The organism is Spirosoma lacussanchae (genome assembly GCF_005870035.1).
GTDB lineage: Bacteria > Bacteroidota > Bacteroidia > Cytophagales > Spirosomataceae > Spirosoma > Spirosoma lacussanchae.
Genome location: NZ_SWJG01000003.1, coordinates 281,567 through 298,153 on the forward strand (window position 1 = coordinate 281,567; position 16,587 = coordinate 298,153).

The following is a 16,587-nucleotide window of genomic DNA, read 5'->3' on the forward strand; positions in this document are numbered from 1 at the left end:
CCGGTTTTCCGGGCTTTTTTTGGGGATTGTTACGAGGGTGTTAGCAGATGTTACGAGGGTGTTAGCGGATTGGAGCCGCCGGGCGCTACTTGCCGACCTAATCAGTTCGCCATGAAACGCTCTTTTTTTAACCCGTCAATGAAACAAATTCTCCTTTATTTATCAGCCGCTACGCTACTGCTGGGCTGCGGCAAAAGCGATACCGACAGCCTGCCCGATCGGGTCTACGGGCCTTCGATAGCGATGGGAAAAGGAAAAGTCAGAACCTGGCTTTCGCGCGATGCTCAGGGTAATCCGGCTTCTATCGGGTTCACCATGACCAAAGAAGCGCTGGAAAGTATGCCATCCATCCAGACCGTCAGCGCGTTCATGCTGGCGCTGCCCGATGAGGCAACGGAAAAAACGCCTTTCAAACACGTGATGATCGACTGGAACCCGCAGGGACACGAACCGGCGGGCATCTATACGGTGCCGCACTTCGACTTCCATTTCTATATACAGCCGATGAACGAAGTGATGGCTATTCCGACCTACGATAAAGCCCCCGCCAAATTCGATAACGTACCGGCTGCGGCCTATCTGCCCGTCGACTTCGTGAAGGGGCCGGGCGGGGTTCCGGCTATGGGCGCGCACTGGTCAGACGTTACCAGCCCCGAGTTCAAAGGCCAGCCCTTTACCGAAACGTTCGTATTCGGGTCGTACGATGGCAAGGTGACATTCTGGGAGCAGATGGTAACCCTCGATTTCCTGAAAACGAATCCGAATCTGGACAAAGCCATCCGGCAGCCCGCCAAATTCGAGACGCCGGGCTATTACCCAACCCGCTACAGCATCCGTACCAACGCCGACGGCAGTCAGGACGTGGCGATGGACGGCCTCACCAGGCGCTAATTCTTCTCTCTCCTATATACTTTATTCTACCTTCCTCTTTTCTCAATCCTCCCGTCGGCCTGATGGGAGGGTTGGGATGAACCATGGCTATGCATTCCAATGAACACACCTAATTACGCAAAATCGGCCTGGCTGGCGCTCGGCCTGGTGCTGGCTTTCGTAGCTGGCTGGGAGCTATACTGGCGGAGCCAGCACCTGCCCATTGGCTACAATGACGATGAAAGCATGTGGGCCAGCAAACGCAGACAGGTGTACGAGAGCAGCCCCACGCGCCCCGTTCTGATCGGCTCGTCGCGGATCAAATTCGACCTCGACCAGGGGACCTGGGCACGAATTACCGGCGAAAAACCCATCCAGCTGTCGATGGACGGCACCTCTCCGCGCCCGGTACTGACCGACCTTGGTAACGACCCGAATTTTAAAGGCACCCTGATCATCGACGTGACGGAAATGCTGTTCTTCGCGCCAGACGGGTCTTTTCCGGAGAAAGATGCCATCAAACGGGTCAAGGCCTACCCAACCTGGTCGCTGTCGCAGCAGGCCAGCTTCCAGATTAACCGGCTGCTCGAGTCGGGTCTGCTCTTCCTCGATGACCGGAATCTGGCGCTGGGGCCGTTGCTGAACCTGCTGCCGCTGCCCGCCCGGCCCGGCACCTGGAGTGGGCCGCAGTTTCCGCGTGAGTTCTTCGTGGTTGATCAGAACCGGCAGTCGATTATGACCCCGGCGTTCGTGGCCGATACGGCGTTGCAGAACAAAGTAAAAGGCGTCTGGCTGGATGTGGGCGCCCATAGTCCACCGAACGCCGTTACGGGCCCGGCCCTGCAGGCTATCTTGGACGCGACCAAACGGTCGGTCAAGCAGATTCGGGCGCGGGGCGGGCAGGTGCTGTTTCTCCGAACCCCATCGGATGGGGTCATGCGGGCAGCCGAAAACAAGCTCTACCCGCGGGCTCAGTACTGGGATCGGCTGCTGGCCTACACCCAGGCGCCCGGCATCTATTTTGAAGACTACCCGGCCCTGACCCGTTTCAGCTGCCCCGAATGGTCGCACCTGACCCCGGCCGACGCCGTTCAGTTTACCGAAGATCTGATTCCGATCGTGGCCCGGAAAACGGGCTGGCCGCTGGGCGAGCCGCTGTCGGCCATGCTCAGCCAGTCAATTCCTACCTGTCGTTAATCCACAGCCGCTCTTCCTGATATGGTCTTCAACTCCTACACATTCATCGTCTTCTTCGCGGTCGTTCTGGGGCTGCATAGCCTGCCGCTGGCCTGGCGGACGAAGAAAATAATCCTGCTGCTGGCCAGCTATCTCTTCTACGCCCTCTGGAACCCGCCCTTTATTCTGCTGCTGTGGCTCTCAACGGTGGTCGACTTCTACATGGCCCGCCTGATTGGGGAAGAAGAGCGCCCCCTGCGCCGAAAACTCCTGCTGACGGTTAGCCTCGTGCTGAACCTCGGTATGCTGAGCTACTTCAAATACGGCGGTTTCCTGCTCGACAACTTTACGGCCCTGCTGTCGGCAATGGGGATTGCGTTTCAGGCCGCCCAGCCCGATATCATTCTGCCGGTCGGCATTTCGTTTTATACCTTCGTCACGCTTTCCTACACGCTCGATGTGTACCGTCGTAAGTTCGCGCCCGAGCCGTCGTTCCTGAACTTTGCCCTGTTCGTTACCTTTTTTCCGCACCTGGTGGCCGGCCCGATTGTGCGGCCCGAAGACCTGATTCCGCAGTTCGAAACCCCGCGCCGGGCCACTGCTCAGCAACTAAGCTGGGGGCTGTTTCTGCTATCGCTGGGGTTGTTCATGAAAGTGACCGTAGCCGATGGCCTGCTGGCCGATACGGCTGATCTAATATTCTCGCTGCCGTTTCCGGTGCAGACGCTCGATGCCTGGATGGGGGTACTGGCCTTTTCGTCGCAGATTTTTTGTGATTTTGCGGGCTACTCGACTTGCGCCATCGGGGTATCGCTTTGTCTGGGGTTCGTACTGCCCGACAACTTCCGGTATCCGTACGCGGCCATGGGGTTTCAGGACTTCTGGCGCCGGTGGCATATTACCCTCTCGACCTGGCTCCGCGACTACCTCTACATTCCGCTCGGTGGCAACCGGAAGGGCCCCGTCCGGACGTATGTGAATCTGATGGTGACGATGCTCATAGGCGGGCTCTGGCATGGAGCCTCCTGGACGTTTGTGGTCTGGGGCGCCTTACACGGGCTGTTTCTGTGCGCCGAACGCCTGATCCGGCAGGGGCTTGCGAACCGGCAGGCCGCCGTCTCCATCGCCGACGGAGCCGTAATTAGCCGGGCTTCAGTAGTACCGGCTTCGCTGGCTGCACCGCTGGCCCGCTTCGGGCTGGTACTGCTGACGCTCTTTCTGGTTAACATCACCTGGGTCTTTTTTCGGGCGCCTACCTTCGACGGGGCTATGCTGCTCCTGCTGTCTATGTTCGGACTGATAAGCAACGGGCCTCCTATGCTGACCAACACCGCCCTGCTGACGGTCGGCGTTGTAACGGTCGGGCTGGTCGGCTGCCACTGGCTCATGCGGAACACGTCGGTGGCCGAGCAGGCAAAGCGGTTGCCGTGGTGGGTGCTGAGCGCAGGCTGGGCAGGGCTTTTACTGCTGGTGGTGCTAAGCCAGAAAAGCAGCAGTTCGTTCATCTACTTCCAGTTCTGACGGGATCAATGCGCTTGTTGCCGGTAAGTCAACGCCATTCAGCGGGTTAGCTGTCCGGCAGGCCGGGCCTGTTCGGTTATCGGGTTGTGACCGGTCAATAGTGTCTGGGCAAACGCAGCCCGAGCCGGATTTTGTTTGTGATACGCCTGCTGGTTCCAACGTTTCTGACCGGGTTGGGGTCTGTTCCGATAAAGACCGGGCTATGAGACTCTACAGACTGGTGTGTTGTATATTGGTGGGCGCTATGTCGTGCGGCAAAGACGGCCCTAATCCGGACCTCGGGGCAAACACCCGTGCTTTGCTGAATGATCAGCCGTGGGACGGGCTGGCCACGGCCTGGCAGGCGAACGTTCAGAACGAACCCTGCGCGGCTAATACCTTCACTATATCCATAACAAGCAGCTCTCCCTATCCGAAAGGGGCGCGGGTGCAGGCACCGGCGTTCTGCGTCGATTGCGGAACCCAGAGCCTGAATTTTAACCGTATCCCCCGGGCCGTGGGGCAGTATACCTTTACTCCGTCGCAACCCTGCTCTTCGGCCGTTGTAGGCCGGGTTGGGGCCAGTTACATAACCTTGATTGGGGGCGATGTGATACAGGATCAGTATCAACCCCGCCCAACCCAGTCCGGCACGCTGGCCATAACCCGCTATGATACTGTCCTGGCCGAAGTTGAAGGTACCTTCGAGATTACCCTGGTTCGAGACACGACGCGGCCTGCCTACTCAGACGCGGCCCCGACAGCCCGCTTCCGGAATGGTCGGTTCAAGGTTAAGCTACAGTAGGGCTGACCCGTTTGGTGGCTGACAGGTTGTAGCGTTTTCCGTGTTGATAACGAGTCATTAACGCATCGGCCGCGTACCTACAACTGTATAGTACGCGGCCGATGCGTTGGCGCAAACGGCTACTCTAGCGGTACTGGAGCAGGGTGGTTGCTTGGCAGGCTTTATCAGCTTTGAACCGGACCCACCGAGCCTGGAAATCGGCCGGAAATTTATAATCGACGGTTTGGCCGGGCGCCACAGTAAACGACTTGTACGGCATCCAGACCCCGGTGCCGACCGGATCGGCTTCGACCGTGATCGTTACGGGCTGGGTCGCTTTGTGGGAGAGCTGCAGGCTGCGCTGGTCATAAAAACCAATCAGGTACGGATCGGAGGCTTCGTCGGCTTTTACGGATGCGTTCTTCCAGGGCCCACCCTGTCCGGTGGGTTTGCCCAGTTGCCAGAGATCATCAATGGCCCCCGCCCAAACGGCCGCTTTCTTATCGTCCGAGACGATGATGTGCGGATTTTTGCCGGCCGCTTTCAGGTCGATGCCCGTCATAACGAGCAGGCCCCGGTACGAAGCATAATCGTTGATGCGCAGGGTATGCGACGCCACCGGCCGCATCTTGGCGTAGCCGTCGGCATTTTCGGCGGGTAATTCGTAAAAGGTGCCGTGGCAGTTGAGCAGGTCGCGCTCGGTCGATACTTCCCGGCAGATGCGGAGGGCCGCCTGGTTGGTCAGGGGCGTATAGGCCGCATGACCCAGGGGAAGCCGCCAGCGACGGCCTTTGTCATCAACGATCAGCACGCTCGACTCATCGATCGTCACTACCTGCTTCGGAATGGCGAATTTATCCTTGATCACGTCCAGAACCCCGGCGTCTTCTTTCCGAACGAGCTGCATACTGGCATTCAGTTCATAATAGCCGACATCGGTAGCCTGCCCACCCTCGTATGACAGAGCAGCCAGGCCCAGCGCCCGCCGGTTGTTACCCAGACCGTACATCAAACCGCCCGACGTACTGGCGCTGGATACGGAGCTGAGTCCCGAAAACAGCGCCCTGGGAGCGGTATTGCGGGTATCGGTTGCCGAGTACGTAAACTGTGCCGACAGCGTGGTGGCTTTGTCGGATCGGACCCGTATCCATTCGCCGGGGGCGTCGGTACCAAAGGCGGTGTAGGCCGACTGGCGGGCACCAACAGTAACGGTTTGCAGGGGTGTCCAGGTACCCTGACCGGTTTTGTCGACCTCGAAGGTGATCTGTATCGGCTGGGCGCCGGTATTCTGGACCCAGGCCGAGCGGTTGGCCCAGCCTGCAAACAGAAACGGTTCCGACGGTTCGTTGGCCTTGACGGATTCGTTCAGCCAGACAGCGCCTTCGGCCGTAGCGGGGCCGAGCTGATCGGGCAGGGTCAGGGGCGTAAACCAGAGGTTGGAGTTCGACTGGCCGGGGCCTTCGAGGTTGCCTTTGGTCTTCCGCTTGTTCAGGAACTCTTTCTGGGCCGAATCGTCGCAGCCGAACACCAGCTGATCGTTCCAGCGGGCGTAGTCGCCGATGACTTTCAGATACGCCGAACGCGGTCTGATGCCGGCCGTGCTGGTAGCGCTAAATGTACCCGGAAACCGCCAGAACATGCCGTGCATGGTCATCAGATAGTCGGGTTGAGCGGCCGTGCCGACATCGCGGATGCGGGGCCATTCGGTGTTCCAGCCGTGGGCGCCGTCGTAGGCATGGCTGGCTTTGGGAAGACGAAAAAAATGCCATCCGATCTGGCTGTCCCGTACGCCCAGCAACACCGACTTATGGTCCCAGCCGGTAGCCCAGATGGGGTCGGTAGCGGGGTTTTTGTTGCCGTAAAGACCCCCGGGGCCCGTTACCTCAACGAACTGATTCCGGCGGACAACGGTCCAGTCTTTACCGTTCCACTCCGAAAGCGAGCCGGCATCTACGTCGAACTGGGCCAGCGCTTTGGGACCCGGCTCGCCGTTGTTCGAGTAGACCAGTACACCCTGGCCCGAGTAGGCACCCTTGCCATGGGCGCCGGGCAGGAGGTTGTTTCGCAGGTTATTCGACTCGTCCGACTCTTTTTTGGTCTTCAGGTTTCCGTCTTCGTACAGCAGGGTTGGCGTCAGGGTGTTTACGTCTACTTCGTAAAAGCCTTCTTCCATGGTGGCGTAGTAGATCTTGTCTTTCGGGTCGGTCAGGTGGCGGGCATTACCGGTATGGCGTCCCGGCATGGCGCTGTAGGGAATAACCCGAACGTGGGCTTTGCTGTCTATGGCATACGGGCCAATAAAAAGTTGATTACTCTCGGGGTGGATCATCCGGTTGGCGGGGGTTCCGCCGATACTTTCTGACCGCACAATCTGCTTCCGGTCGGGGGTTATTTCGTAGAGTTTGTCCGACGAGCCGAACGGTAGGTGCGGGCCGTAGGTAATTACCCAGAGCCGGCCTGCCCAGGGAACAACGGCTCCTGTTCCGCACTCGCCTTCGTTGTTATACATGGCCAGCTGGGGGTAGATGCCGCTGAATGAAGGCTGTTTTTTGGGCTGTGCCAGCGATACGCCCGGGCGCATCAGCAGCCATCCAGCCAGGCAGGCCGAAAGAATATACTGTTTCATTGAAAAATAAGTTGAGAATGAGCGTTTGATAACGGGAGCTACTCCCAGCCCGCGTTCTGAGTTAGCCGGGGGTTGGCCTGGATCTCTTCCAGCGGAATGGGATAGTAGCGGTGCTTGGGCTGGGGTGTCCGGGTGGGGTAGACGTCGTTGACAGCTTTGGGTATCACGGTCAGGAAGGTATTGGTCCGGGTCAGATCAAACCAGCGGTCGGCCTCGGCAAACAACTCCCAGGAGCGCTCCTGTAACACGGCGGCAACGAAGGCGTCCTTACTCAGGCCCGGCGTCAGGTCGGGCAGCCCCGCCCGCCGACGAACGGTGTTGATATATCCGTAGGCCAGGGCGGTGGCACCGTTCTGACGGGCTTCGGCTTCGGCCGCCACCAGGTATACATCGGCCAGACGGATAATCGGGAAGTTGCAGTTGTTGGCTTCGCCTATTGAGTTGGGGTCGCGGTATTTGCGAATCAGTACTCCTTTGGGCGTAACCGGAGTAATATCGCGCTGCGGCACCAGTTTGCCCGATACGTCGCGGTAGGTCGTATCCAGCAGCTGACGCCGTTTGTCGGTGGGCGAAAACGAGTTGAAGAACGATTGGTACGCAAACCAGGAGCCGAACGATACTTTGGCATAATCGGGACCGGAGCTGTTGCGGGGGCCGGCAATACCCATCACGGTGAGCCAGCGGCTGGGGGTTACCCGATCGGCCTCAACGGCCCACATGTTCTCGATCCGGGCTGCGTCTTCCTTGTCTACGTCGAACACGTCCAGCACGTTCGGCAGGAGCGCGTACTTGCCCGAGTTGATGGTGGCCTGCGCCAGCTGCAGGGCTTTGGGCCAGTCTTCGTTGTACAGCGCTACCTTGGCATACAGCCCCTGAATGGCTTCTTTGGAGGGCCGCCCTTTGACCAGGCTGGCCGAATACGACGGCAAACCGGCAATGGCCTGGTCCAGATCGCTGTAGATCTGTTTGTACACGTCGGCCCGCGGGCTTTTGGTGACGAGGGCTTCGGTTTCGCTGGTGCTGGGGCGGGTTTTTACCGGTACCTCATTAAAGGTTTTGGTAAGCGTCCAGTGGTACAGGGCCCGCAGCGCATAGGCTTCGGCCACGATCTCGGTCCGGCGTTGCGGATCCATCTGGATGGTGGGTACCCGATCAATGACCCAGTTGGCGTTCTCGATGCCTTTGTAGCTAAACCGCCAGACACCCTGCGGCCCCTCGGTTTCGTGACGCCCCGAATTGCGCTGAGCCGTGTAATAGGGGTCGTACGAAAACAAGGTGATAGTGTTGCGGCCCACAACGGCACGCGGGTAGGCCTGGTCGGCGGCAAAATCCGACACCGCCACGAGCGGAAACCCGTAGAGGTTGATCAGCGAGCCCGCTACCGACGCAATGCCTGCTTCGGCGTCGGAGGCCGTTTTGTAGAAGTTGGTCGTGAAAATGGACGAATACACCGATTCTTCCAGTTTGCTGCACGAGACGGTCAGGCCAGACAGGGCCAGCAGCAGTAGCATATGTTTCTTCATGGACAATGAATGAACGGGTGAAAAGCTTCGTTAAAACGTGACCTGCAACCCGCCCAGATACGACTTGGCAATGGGGTAGGTACCGTTGTCGATAAACTGGGTGGTGGCGTTGCCGAAGTTGTTTACCTCCGGGTCGAAACCCGTGTAATTGGTGAGCGTAAAGACGTTGTTGGCGCTGACGTAGAGCCGAATCTGGCTGAAGCCTTTGATCCGGGGCAGCGTGTAGCCGAGCGAGATATTTTTCAGCCGTACAAACGAGGCATCTTCTACGTACCGGTCCGAAATAGGCAACCGCCCGCCCTGAAATCCGCTGGCATACTCGGTACTGGGATTCGTTGCCGACCAGCGGTTGGCCAGACCGGCCAGCACATTCTGCTGACCCAGCGCCGTTTCGAAGGTATACCGGAACAGGTTCATCAGCTTGTTGCCCTGTACGCCCTGCATGAACAGGTTCAGGTCAAAACCCCGGTACCGGAACGACGACGAGAAACCGAAGATAGCCTTTGGCTGGGCGTTACCGACAATGAGCTGGTCGGCAGCCGTAATGGTGCCATCGCCGTTGACGTCTTTGACCTTATGACCACCCACCCGGCCGTCGTAGCCCGGCACGATGGTTTCGCCGGTCTGGCTGATACCATCGAAAATATAGGTGCGGTACAGACCCATGGGGTAACCGACCTTAAGCAGCGCAAACGCCGAGCGGGGCAGCTCGTCCAGAACCCCATCGAGGGCCAGTACCTCGTTTTGGTTGAAGGTGACGTTGGCCGACGCATCCCACTGAAGTCCCCGGCCCCCACCCGGCAAAATCCGGCCGTTGAGCGCCAGTTCCAGCCCCTTGTTCTGGATCGATCCGAAGTTGCCGGTCAGCGCCGTGTAACCCGACGACATAGGCAGTACCTTCTCAAACAGCAGGTTATCCGTGCGCTTGTTGTAGTAATCGGCTACCAGCGACAGGCGGTTGTTGAACAGGCTGACGTCGATGCCGATGTCGACCTGGGTCGAGCGCTCCCATTGCAGGTCGGGGTTCGGAATGGCCGTTGGGTTAATGCCCGTAACCGGGTTATGGTTGTAGTTGTAGTTCAGCCCCGAAGCACTTACTGTGGCCAGTGACTTGTAGGGGTCGATGGCGCCGGCGTTGCCGGTAATACCCCAGCTGCCGCGCAGTTTCAGGTCAGAAACAACCGGCACCGACTTCATGAACGGCTCTTCCACGATGCGCCAGGCCGCGGCAACGGCCGGAAAGAAACCGTACTTGTTGTTCTCGCCAAATTTGCTGGAGCCATCGGCCCGGGCCGTCAGATCGAGGAAGTATTTGTCCTTATAGCCGTAGTTGATCCGGCCCAGGTACGAGTCGAGCCGCGATTTGCTCTTGTCGCTGCTGATCCGCTGGGTTACGGCCAGCCCTACGGAGTTGTTGGTCGTGATGTCGTTGGGGAAGTTCTGGGCCGTCTGGTTATAGCGTTGGTCTACGTTGGCCTGGGTAGCCAGTACGGCCGTAGCGGTCAGGGTATGATCCTGCGCCAGGCGGGTGCGGTAGGTAAAGATGCTTTCGTGCAGGAGAGTACGCCCGAAGGAGGTCGTATTGGACGCGTTGCCGCCCCCCGAGGCCAGCTGTGACTGACTCAGCAGCGACAGGGGCGAGTAGAACTCCGCCAGCGTGTTGCCCAGGTCGACGTTGAAGCTGGGGCGGTAGGTAAACCCTTTGAATAGGGCAACGTCGATATATACATTGGCCAGAATGCGCTGGGTCGTTTGCCGGTTGATGGGAATGATAAAGTTCAGCGGGTTGGTTACTTCCTGATACTGTCCGTTCATCTGGTCCTGAAACGGGAAAACGCTGCCATCGGGCCGGTACGGGGTTAGCGTCGGCGGGGCAGCTACAGCGGCACCGAGCACACCCGCGCGGCTGCTGGTCACGTCAGAACCGGTACCGCCCACGTTGACGCCGTTGTTGATCGAGTAGCCGTAATACAGGCTGGTGCCAATCCTGATGCGGTCGGTGAGTCGGTGGTCGAGGTTGGAGCGGAACGAATAACGCGTAAAGCTTGAGTTTTTGATGATGCCCTGCTGATCGAAGTAATTCAGCGACAGCGCTAGCTGGGTTTTCTGATTGCCGCCCGTGACCGAAAGCTGGTGACTCTGGATGGGCGCCTGCCGGAAGATCAGATTCTGCCAGTCGGTACCTTCGCCGAGGCTGCCGGGATTGGCGTAGATAGGCCGTTTGTAGACTTCGTTCTCGAGCTGGGCAAACTGCTGCGCGTTCAGTACGTCGAGGGTTTTGTTGACCTGCTGTACGCCCGCGTAGCCATCGTAGCTGACCCGCGTGGCGCCGTCTTTACCCCGTTTGGTGGTGATCAGCACGACGCCGTTGGCCGCCCGGGCGCCGTAAATGGCCGTCGACGATGCGTCTTTCAGTACCTCGATCGACTCAATATCGTTCGGGTTGATCTGCGAGAGCGGGCTTACGTCGGTAATGCCGCCCGAGTTGGCAATCTGAATTCCGTCAATCACATAGAGGGGCTCGGAGCTGCCGTTGATCGAGTTGGTACCCCGAATCCTGACGCTGACGTTACCGCCCGGTGCGCCTGAGTTCTGGGTTATCTGCACGCCCGCCACCCGCGCCTGCAAGCCCTGAGCAACGTTGGCCACGGGCGTTTGCAGCAGGTCGGCGGCTTTAACCGACGCAATGGCTCCGGTGGTTTCTATTCTCCGCTGGGTACCGTACCCGACGACTACCACTTCTTCCAGTGCTTTGGTGTCGGGAGCGAGTTGAATGCTAATCGTTGTCTGGCTACCAACGGCAACTTCCTGGCTCAGATAGCCAACAAAACTGATCACCAGCGTGGCCGCTCCGTCGGGTACTGCCAGCTGAAACATACCTTTGGTGTCGGTTACCGCTCCGCGCTGCGTACCTTTAAGCAGCACACTAACGCCCGGTAGCGTTATTCCTTTTTCGTCGCTGATGGTACCCGTAATGATCCGGTCATCGGTCTGTTGCCGACGGGTACTGGCTGATTGGGCGGGTTCCCGGGTTGGGCTGGTATCGATCGGACGGAGCCCGGTTACGAGATGGGCAGCTTCGCGGGTGGCAGGCGATCCCGCCGGGCGGGCCTGCGCCAGGAGCGGCACCCATAGGCCCAGTGAGACGACGCAGTACAGTACACGTTTTTGTCGCATAATATTCAGATATTTATAAGTTTCGTACTACTTAGGTCGGCTTAGGGGTTGCAGCAAGTACGAGTATACAAAGGTAAATTTGCATTATATGGAGAGGGTGGGCTGAGCTTACCCATTTTGTTAGCCGAAATTATGGACAAAATAACTCGCTGATAAACAGATATTTATCCTGTATGATTACGGAAAATGGACAACCTGGAAAAGCCAACGCGTTTGCGTTTCTGGAGGTCTGTTGTCGGCGGGTGAGCGAAACCTACGGCAAACCCAACAGCGAGACCTGGACCAATAGCGACTACGTGAACCTGAGTCATATCCTTTTCAGGCAAACGCACGTACGCATCAGCCCCAATACCCTGAAGCGGATCTTCGGAAAAATCAAAACCGACGCGCGCTATTACCCGCAGAAAGCCACCCGCGACGCCCTGGCGGCCTACATCGGGCATCCGGACTGGGATCATTTCGTTGACGTACAGGACTGGGAAGCCCGGCAGATCAGCCGGCGTTCGGTTGAGCTTATACAACCCGAGGCCCCGCCCGAACCGACCAGGCACCTGATACCGGAGGTTGTTCCGAACCGGAAACCGACGCGCTGGTCGTGGACATGGCTGGCAGGGCTAGGTATCCTCGGAAGCGTGATGGTGCTCTGGTTCGTACGTCCGCGGCCGGTCGCCACCGAGCCCGCCCGGCTTATCTGCCGGAATCCGCTGGGCGAGAATCCCCATTCGGCGGTTTTTGTGCTCCAGCAAGCGGGGGCTGCCGAGTCGGCTACCTATACGGTTCTGTTTGGCGACGGCAAACGCGAAACCCTCAACGCCAGCGACAGCCTGCACACCCACTACTATGAGCGGCCGGGGCGCTACTTCGCCGTTCTACAGCAGGATGGGGTCAATGTCGATACGGCCACTATTTTCCTGAAAACCAAGGGCTGGACGGTAACGGCCAACATGATGCACGACTCCAGCCGGGTATACCCCATCGAGGTCGATGGCCTGTTTATCAGCGGCAAGCGGAGTGTGAGTGCCCGGCAGGCGGCTCATGCCGGCATCGACACGAACCGCACTTTTTTTATGGAGTTCATCAACAGCCACGCTACAGCCATCGACGGCGACAATTTCGAGCTAACCACCTACGTGCAATCGTCGCCCGACCGGGCGGGGGTTCGCTGCTCGCAGGTAGGCCTTACGGTCTGGGGGGAGTCGTCGCAACACATGTTCGAGGTGATGCGGCCTGGTTGTGCCCACTGGATCAACATTCAGAATTCCGATATTCTGAAAAACGGACAGCGGGACGATCTGAGCTTTCTGGGCGCCGATCTGCGGTCGGGCGGCTGGCTGACGTTGCGGGTTATCGGTAAAGAAGCCGTGGTTTTTATCAACAACCGGGAGGTCTACAAAGCCCGGTATACCAGGCCGCTGCGCCGGGTCTACGGTGTCAAGATTCGGTTTGCCGGTATCGGCACGGTCAATTCGCTGTCTCTGAAAGACCTGAAGACGGGCGCCGTATTCGACGGCAGTTTTTAGCAGAATACCTACTGGTTGTCGGTACTCTTCAGCGCCCAGGCGATCAGCACCGGCTGAAAAAAGAGCCTGACAAACCGCTTCCGATCGGTATCCAGGCCGAACGCGCTGCGCCGGTTCACATACTGGGATATATTGCCCGGAAAGACAGCCGCAAAAAAAGCAGCTGCTACCCGGCCTACCGTCTGCTGCTGCTGTTCGTTGGCCAGAATCAGGCTCGTGCCGAGAGCAATTTCGGCCAGTCCTGAATAAATTACGGTATCATCTACGGGTAAAGGCACCCAATCCGGCACCTGCGCGCGGAAGTCTTTCCGGGCAAAGGTGAGGTGGCTGATGCCGGCAAAAACCAGATTGCTTCCCAGCAAAATCCGGCCAATATGTTTCGCGGTGCTCTTTTTCATGTGAAGTGTCTGGTTGCTCGGTATGGTATTCTCCGGCGCAAAAATCGTCTGGAATACATTGTACTAGATACTCCGTTCCGATTCGTTTTGTTTTCAACGAGGAAGTTGACAGGCATAGACCGGTACAGTTCCAAAAACAAACCCGACCTGCTCACGAGCCGATCGGGTTTGTTTTATAAAATCGGGATGTTTACCAGGCCCGTCAGGACCCAAACAACATCGCGTCGGTAGCGGACGGTAGCCCCATCTGGGTCGGAATCATTCATGGCCCGTCAGGGCCCAAACAGCGTAGCGTCGGTAGAGAAAAGCCCTCCGGATGTGAACAGGTGCCGTAGGTACCTAACCTGTTATGTACCTACGGCACATTGTATTCGCGGACCCCGAACGATTGCTACCGACGCTGCGCTGTGATGTACCTGACGGCACATCGCTAATCCCGATACCCGAACGAGGCTACCGTCCGCTACCGACGCTGCGCTGTTGCGGCCCTGACGGGCCGTGGATGATCCCGAATGTACAGAGAAACCGCTACGCCGTTGCGCCTTCCTTGAGCCGTTCGGCGTTCTCGGCGATGCGGAGCTGCTCGATAAACTCGCCGATGTCGCCATCCATGACGGCGGGCAGGTTATAAACCGTCAGGCCGATGCGGTGATCGGTGACGCGGCTCTGCGGGTAGTTGTAGGTCCGGATTTTGTCGGAGCGGTCGCCACTACCGACCATCGTTTTGCGCTGCGAAGCAATCGCGTCGTTGTGCTTCTGTAACTCGATCTCGTACAGACGTGAACGCAGAACGGTCAGCGCCTTGTCGAAGTTTTTGAGCTGCGAGCGTTCATCCTGACACTGCACCACCAGCCCCGTTGGGATGTGGGTAAGCCGAACCGCCGAGTAAGTCGTGTTTACCGACTGGCCACCCGCGCCCGACGAACAGAATGTGTCCTTGCGAATGTCGTTCATGTTCAGATCAATATCGACCTCTTCGGCCTCGGGCAGTACGGCCACGCTGGCGGCTGAGGTATGGATACGGCCCTGGGTTTCGGTAGCCGGTACGCGCTGCACCCGATGCACACCCGACTCGAACTTGAGCTTACCGTATACGTCTTCGCCTTCGATCTCGACAATGATTTCTTTATAACCACCCGATGTGCCTTCGGTGAAGTCGACGAGCGTCATTTTCCAGCCCATTTTCTCGCAGAAACGCTGGTACATCCGGAAAATATCGCCGGCAAAGATGGCGGCTTCATCGCCCCCGGTACCGCCCCGAACCTCCAGAATCACGTTTTTGCTATCGTTCGGGTCTTTCGGAATCAGCATCTCCTTCAGCAGTTCTTCCAGCGGCTCCCGGCGCGGCAGCAGTTCGTCCAGCTCGGCTTTGGCCAGCTCCCGGAACTCTTCGTCTTTCTCGGTGGCAACGATTTGTTTGGCGTTGTCGATCTCCTCGAGCAGCTGGGTGTAAGCCCGGTACTGCGTCACAATTTTTTCGAGGTCTTTATATTCTTTGCTCAGCTTCATAAAGCGCTTCTGGTCCGAAACGACTTCGGGCTGCACAATTTGCTGAGCTACTTCATTGAAGCGTTCGCTGATGGCTTCTAACTGATCGAGCATATTGATTGATTGTTGTCATAACCAGGGATCACAAAAACAAGGCAGGGGTTGCCAGGCTGTAACCAGAGGATGACAGATAAAATACGGACAAAAATACGAAAATTCCGGCGTATGGGCTTGGCTGCAACCGTTGACCTATCGAACGTGTTATGACTCTATAAACGAGCGTAACCCCATGAACGTCCCTCATTTACTTACCGGCCTTTTTTTGTTGAGTAGCCTGTCTGCCTGCGATCCCGAACGGGTGAAGTATACCAACGAGCTGAAGCAGGAAATGGCCGACAAGAAAATAAAGCGCATTACCAACGCCGACATGGTTGAAACGGTCAATGTCTTTGGCGAACGAATCAGTACCGTTGTACAGAAAGAACTGGCCACTGAACTCCAGAAAGCTACCCAGCCTGCCGCTCGGGCCAGCCTCTGCCAGCTGACCAACCTACCGCGCACCCGAGCCATTGAAGAGCGGTATGGCGTTACGATTAGCCTGCTCAGCGCGGCCGATGTGCAGAACAAGCGACTGAACGCTAAAGAGCGCGAAGTGCTGGACGCTTACCTCTACAATGCTGAACAGAAGCTGCCCCAGATATCGAATATTCAGAAAATTTCCGATACGCTCTTTATATACAATGCGGCCGTACCGACGGAGAATATAATCTGCCAAACCTGTTTCGGTAGTCAGAAAACACCCCTCGCCGTCTGGCGGATCGCTTTCCCGAAGCGCGAAGTAATCAGACGGTCCAGCGCTACCGCGAAGAAGAAACGATAAGGCAGGCAACGCCCAACCGCGTGCCGGGCCGATAAGTAGGCCTGTAAGATAGACTACTTTGTACAACACGGCAAGGCTCCTTACCCTTGCCGGTGGCGTTGTATGGAAAGACGAGTGGCACTCCGGCACATGGCGCTGGCCACCGGCGGTTTGCTGGTATTACCCGCCTGGGCCAACGCCTGGACACCCGCTGCGGTGCAGGCCGCGCAGCCGCTACTGACCCCGGTACAGGCGGTTGTTCTGACCGGGTTTGTCGATACACTCATTCCCGCTTCCGATACGCCCGGTGCCAAAGACCTGGGGGTTTCTGACTTCGTGCAGAAAATGGTCGCCGACTGTTACGAACCCGCGGTGCAGCAAAGTCTGAGCGCCGGCCTGGATGCTCTGGAGAGCGCTGCCCGGACAACCTATAGCCGCTCGTTTCAGGACTGCGACGCCAGCCAGCGAACCGCCCTGCTGACGGCCGTTGAGCAATCGGCCGAACCGGACCGCACTGCGTTTTTTGCGCTGGTCAAAAACCTGACCGTTCAGGGATATACCACCTCCGAGTACGTGATGACGAAATTCCTGAACTATACCCTGATACCGGGTCACTACTACGGCTGCGTACCGGCTCCCGTCGCTATCCGATAACCGTTGATCAAC

General features: G+C 58.0%; 12 protein-coding genes. 7 read left to right on the top strand and 5 right to left on the bottom strand.

Features of this window, described 5'->3' with window-relative positions; translation table 11 throughout:
- Positions 1 to 138 precede the first annotated feature (138 nt).
- The 4 genes from FBR45_RS14325 (at position 139) to FBR45_RS14340 (ending at position 4,351) form a co-directional block, all read left to right on the top strand.
- Positions 139 to 891, top strand: coding sequence for a DUF5602 domain-containing protein (locus FBR45_RS14325; protein WP_138503490.1), 753 nt, complete (start codon positions 139 to 141; stop codon positions 889 to 891).
- Between the two features lie 99 nt (positions 892 to 990).
- Positions 991 to 2,067 carry a hypothetical protein gene (locus FBR45_RS14330; RefSeq protein ID WP_138503492.1) on the top strand — a complete coding sequence of 359 codons (1,077 nt, stop codon included), beginning with the start codon at positions 991 to 993 and terminating at the stop codon, positions 2,065 to 2,067.
- A gap of 21 nt (positions 2,068 to 2,088) precedes the next feature.
- Positions 2,089 to 3,567 (top strand): MBOAT family O-acyltransferase, encoded by a 1,479-nt coding sequence (locus FBR45_RS14335; protein WP_138503494.1) that lies wholly within the window; start codon positions 2,089 to 2,091, stop codon positions 3,565 to 3,567.
- Positions 3,568 to 3,769: 202 nt separating this feature from the next.
- Positions 3,770 to 4,351: a hypothetical protein gene (locus tag FBR45_RS14340; protein WP_138503496.1), complete on the top strand. Its 582-nt coding sequence runs from the start codon at positions 3,770 to 3,772 to the stop codon at positions 4,349 to 4,351.
- 124 nt (positions 4,352 to 4,475) lie between these two features.
- Here the strand turns inward: FBR45_RS14340 and FBR45_RS14345 are convergent, their stop codons facing one another.
- From FBR45_RS14345 to FBR45_RS14355, 3 genes are read right to left on the bottom strand one after another with little or no spacing between them, the layout of a single operon-like run.
- Complete coding sequence (locus FBR45_RS14345) at positions 4,476 to 6,956, bottom strand: hypothetical protein (RefSeq protein WP_138503498.1); 2,481 nt, start codon at positions 6,954 to 6,956, stop codon at positions 4,476 to 4,478.
- A gap of 38 nt (positions 6,957 to 6,994) precedes the next feature.
- Entirely contained in the window at positions 6,995 to 8,479 is a 1,485-nt protein-coding gene (locus FBR45_RS14350) for a RagB/SusD family nutrient uptake outer membrane protein (protein WP_138503500.1), read from the bottom strand.
- Between the two features lie 30 nt (positions 8,480 to 8,509).
- Positions 8,510 to 11,656, bottom strand: a complete 3,147-nt coding sequence (locus tag FBR45_RS14355) for a SusC/RagA family TonB-linked outer membrane protein (protein WP_246082246.1) — start codon at positions 11,654 to 11,656, stop codon at positions 8,510 to 8,512.
- Between the two features lie 173 nt (positions 11,657 to 11,829).
- Here FBR45_RS14355 and FBR45_RS14360 point away from each other — a divergent pair, with 173 nt between their 5' ends.
- Positions 11,830 to 13,176, top strand: coding sequence for a hypothetical protein (locus FBR45_RS14360; RefSeq protein ID WP_138503502.1), 1,347 nt, complete (start codon positions 11,830 to 11,832; stop codon positions 13,174 to 13,176).
- Between the two features lie 8 nt (positions 13,177 to 13,184).
- On the opposite strand, the gene FBR45_RS14365 is transcribed toward FBR45_RS14360, so the two are convergent.
- Entirely contained in the window at positions 13,185 to 13,574 is a 390-nt protein-coding gene (locus FBR45_RS14365; RefSeq protein WP_138503504.1) for a DoxX family protein, read from the bottom strand.
- A gap of 528 nt (positions 13,575 to 14,102) precedes the next feature.
- A complete protein-coding gene (prfA, locus tag FBR45_RS14370) occupies positions 14,103 to 15,176 on the bottom strand; it encodes a peptide chain release factor 1 (RefSeq protein ID WP_077919517.1) in 1,074 nt (357 codons plus the stop codon).
- A gap of 175 nt (positions 15,177 to 15,351) precedes the next feature.
- On the opposite strand from prfA, the gene FBR45_RS14375 reads away from it, so the two are divergent.
- Positions 15,352 to 15,942, top strand: a complete 591-nt coding sequence (locus tag FBR45_RS14375; RefSeq protein ID WP_138503506.1) for a hypothetical protein — start codon at positions 15,352 to 15,354, stop codon at positions 15,940 to 15,942.
- A gap of 102 nt (positions 15,943 to 16,044) precedes the next feature.
- Positions 16,045 to 16,575 (top strand): gluconate 2-dehydrogenase subunit 3 family protein, encoded by a 531-nt coding sequence (locus FBR45_RS14380; protein WP_246082247.1) that lies wholly within the window; start codon positions 16,045 to 16,047, stop codon positions 16,573 to 16,575.
- Positions 16,576 to 16,587: the final 12 nt, after the last annotated feature.